The organism is uncultured Subdoligranulum sp. (genome assembly GCF_937890665.1).
In genome coordinates this window covers 1-2,983 of sequence record NZ_CALADU010000078.1, presented here as the reverse complement: position 1 = coordinate 2,983, position 2,983 = coordinate 1, and the positions used below count along the sequence as shown (strand labels likewise).

Sequence of the window (2,983 nt, the reverse complement as noted above, 5' to 3'; positions counted from 1 at the left end):
CCATTACAAAGCGCCAACTGGATTATGCGACCAAGAACGGAGGAATTCGGATATCATTGGACCCTAGTCAGATGCAAGCAGGCTATTCTGATTCTGAAGCTGAGCGGTTGCTGTATGGCATGGAAAAGGCGATGCGCGGCGGTCGAGATATTTTGATTGACACTGTGGCAAAAAGCGACGAGGACACTGTGGGACTCCGGGATGCAACTGCCCGGCAGTTGGGCGTTTTGACGAAAGAGCTGTTGGGTAGTCAGGTGTCACGGCAGTATCTGCCCATGATTATTGGCGGTGATACACTGCTTGGGGTGGTAAGACAACTGCCCTGTAGTGAGATACGCCCCTGGGGGGAGGTTGCACCAGGTGTTGTGCTTTTTGAGGTGCCGCTCTCTTCTGGGCAGACGCGATGGATGCTTTCGAAATCTGGCGGATTTGGGCAGGAAGATCTGCTTGTGGAGATCCGCCGCAATTTGAATGGAGGTAAGACAGGATGAACGAGTATCAACTTCAAATGCCGCGTCAGGTTTACAGTGGCACCAGTGCTATGCAGGCGCTGGCCCGGTTGGCGTCAGGACACCACAGGGCGGCAGTCTTTACCGACAAGGGAATCTGCGCGTCGGGCGTCGTGCAGCGGCCGCTGGCGCAGCTTCAGGCCGCAGGCGTGGAGTATCGGCTTTTTGATGAACTGCCTGCTGAACCGACCTGCGATCAGGCCCAGCAGGTGGTGGATGCATTCCGGGCATGGGGCGCTGATATGATCGTGGCAGTAGGCGGCGGCAGCGTTATGGATGTGGCCAAGCTGGCTTCTATCACGGCGAATGGCAACTGCACCGTGCGCGATCTGCTGGACGACGCGGCCAAAGGCAAAAAAAGCGTGTTCACGGTCATGATCCCGACCACAGCAGGTACGGGGGCTGAGGCTACGCCAAACAGCATTGTGGCGGTGCCCGAACAGCAGCTCAAAGTGGGAATCGTGAATCCGGAGATGATCGCCGATGCGGTGATTCTGGATGCGGAGATGATTCGCCGCCTGCCCCGTGCTATTGCAGCGTCCACCGGAGTGGATACGCTGTGCCATGCTATTGAGTGTTATATTTCGGCAAAGGCCAATCCCTTCAGTGATTTGTTTGCCATGCAGGCCTTGCGGTTGGTATTCGCCAATCTGGAAGCTGCCTGCGATGACCCTGACGATCTGGAAGCCAAGGAAAAGATGCTCCAGGCCGCGTTTTACGGCGGGGTGGCCATCACTTGTTCCGGCACTACGGCGGTCCACGCCCTGTCCTACCCGCTGGGTGGGCGGTACCATATCCCCCATGGTGTGGCCAACGCCATGATGCTTATACCGGTGATGACTTTCAACCTGCCGGCTTGTGGGCAGCGGTTAGCGCGGGTCTATGATGCCGTAGGGACCGGCACAGCCGGCAGCGAGGCGGAAAAAGCCCAATGGGTCGTCCAGGAGATGGGGCGTATGGTGCGTCATTTGAATATTCCTACCTCGCTGGCACCCTATGGCGTGACCGAAGCGGATCTGCCTGCGCTGGTAGAATCCGGCATGGCAGTGCAACGACTGCTCGTAAACAATCCCCGTAAGGTGGAACCGGCGGATGCCGAAGCTATCTATCGGGCGGTGATTTGAAATAAGAAAGGAGGAACCGGAATGAAAGAAATCAAAGGTATCATCGTGCCGATCCTGACCCCTATGCAGGCAGATGAATCGGTATGCTATGAGGAACTGGTCCGTCAGATTGAGCGAATGATCAACGCAGGTATGCACGGCATTTTTGTGTTCGGGACGAATGGTGAGGGCTACATCCTCAGTTATGAGGAAAAATGCAAAATCCTGGAAACCACCGTGCGCACTGTCAACGGGCGCGTGCCGGTCTATGCGGGAACCGGTTGCATCAGCACGGCTGAAACCATTCGGCTTTCCCGGCAGGCAAAAGAACTGGGGGCAGACGTGCTGTCCATCATTACGCCAAGTTTCGCGGCAGCGTCTCAGCAGGAATTACAGCGTCATTATGAAACGGTAGCCGAAGCGGTAGATTTGCCTATCCTGCTGTACAACATCCCAGCGCGCACGGGGAACGCCCTGGCACCCGATACGGTGCAGGCCCTGTCGCGGGTGAAAAATATCGTAGGTGCAAAAGACTCCAGTGGAAACTTCGACAATATTCTACAATACATAGAAAAAACGCGGGACGGTGACAAGCCATTTACCGTGCTGTCCGGCAACGACTCCCTGATCCTGTGGACGCTGATGGCTGGCGGCCAGGGTGGCATCGCTGGCTGCGCCAATGTATTCCCGGAAACGATGGTGGGAATCTATGAAGCGTTTGTGGCAGGGAATGTGCTAGAGGCGCGCCGCCTTCAGGACAGCATCCGGCCATTCCGGGATTGTTTCCGCTTTGGTAACCCCAATACGATTGTCAAGGCGGCCGTACGGGAACTTGGGTATAATGTAGGCCCCGGCCGCGCTCCTTTCAATGGTTTGTCACCGCAAGGTATGGAGGCGCTGCGTAAAGCACTGGCCCAGTGTCGAGATGCAGGGATGCGGTAAAGGAGGTGTGTGATGCGAAAAACTCTTGCCATTACATTGGGGGACCCGGCAGGTGTCGGTCCGGAGATCACGGCTAAGGCGCTGGATGATCCTGAATTGTACCAACGCTGCAAACCGTTGGTGGTGGGCGACGCGGCCATCCTGCGGAGGGCCTGTGATTTGGTAGGACGGCCGGAACTGCAGATCCATTCGGTGCAGAACCCTGCGGAAGGATTGTACCGGGCAGGGACCATAGATGTACTGGATATGGGATTACTTCAGCCGACAGATTATGAGCTGGGAAAGGTCTCAGCCCAGGCAGGAAATGCGGCCTTTCAGTATGTTCGCAAAGCCATTGAACTGGCTATGGCAGGTAAAGTGGACGCCACAGTTACGAATCCGCTTAATAAGGAAGCCTTAAACTTGGCAGGACATCACTTTTCCGGACAT

General features: G+C 56.1%; 4 protein-coding genes. All 4 read left to right on the top strand.

The window, feature by feature from the left end; genetic code table 11:
- Positions 1-491: nucleotide-binding domain containing protein (locus Q0526_RS04385; protein ID WP_298731238.1), on the top strand; the 491-nt coding region annotated here is incomplete at its 5' end.
- The gene (locus Q0526_RS04380; protein WP_298731237.1) at positions 488-1,633 is read left to right on the top strand and encodes an iron-containing alcohol dehydrogenase; all 1,146 of its coding nucleotides are present in this window, start codon (positions 488-490) and stop codon (positions 1,631-1,633) included. The genes Q0526_RS04385 and Q0526_RS04380, both read left to right, overlap by 4 nt.
- A 21-nt stretch (positions 1,634-1,654) precedes the next feature.
- Entirely contained in the window at positions 1,655-2,554 is a 900-nt protein-coding gene (gene dapA, locus Q0526_RS04375) for a 4-hydroxy-tetrahydrodipicolinate synthase (protein ID WP_298731236.1), read from the top strand.
- A gap of 12 nt (positions 2,555-2,566) precedes the next feature.
- Positions 2,567-2,983: 4-hydroxythreonine-4-phosphate dehydrogenase PdxA (locus Q0526_RS04370; RefSeq protein ID WP_298731234.1), on the top strand; the 417-nt coding region annotated here is incomplete at its 3' end.

Bases quoted from the DNA above. Each gene is read 5' to 3' on its own strand.
- Q0526_RS04380 (WP_298731237.1), top strand. From the start codon at position 488: ATGAACGAGTATCAACTTCAAATGCCGCGTCAGGTTTACAGTGGCACC.
- dapA (WP_298731236.1), top strand. From the start codon at position 1,655: ATGAAAGAAATCAAAGGTATCATCGTGCCGATCCTGACCCCTATGCAG.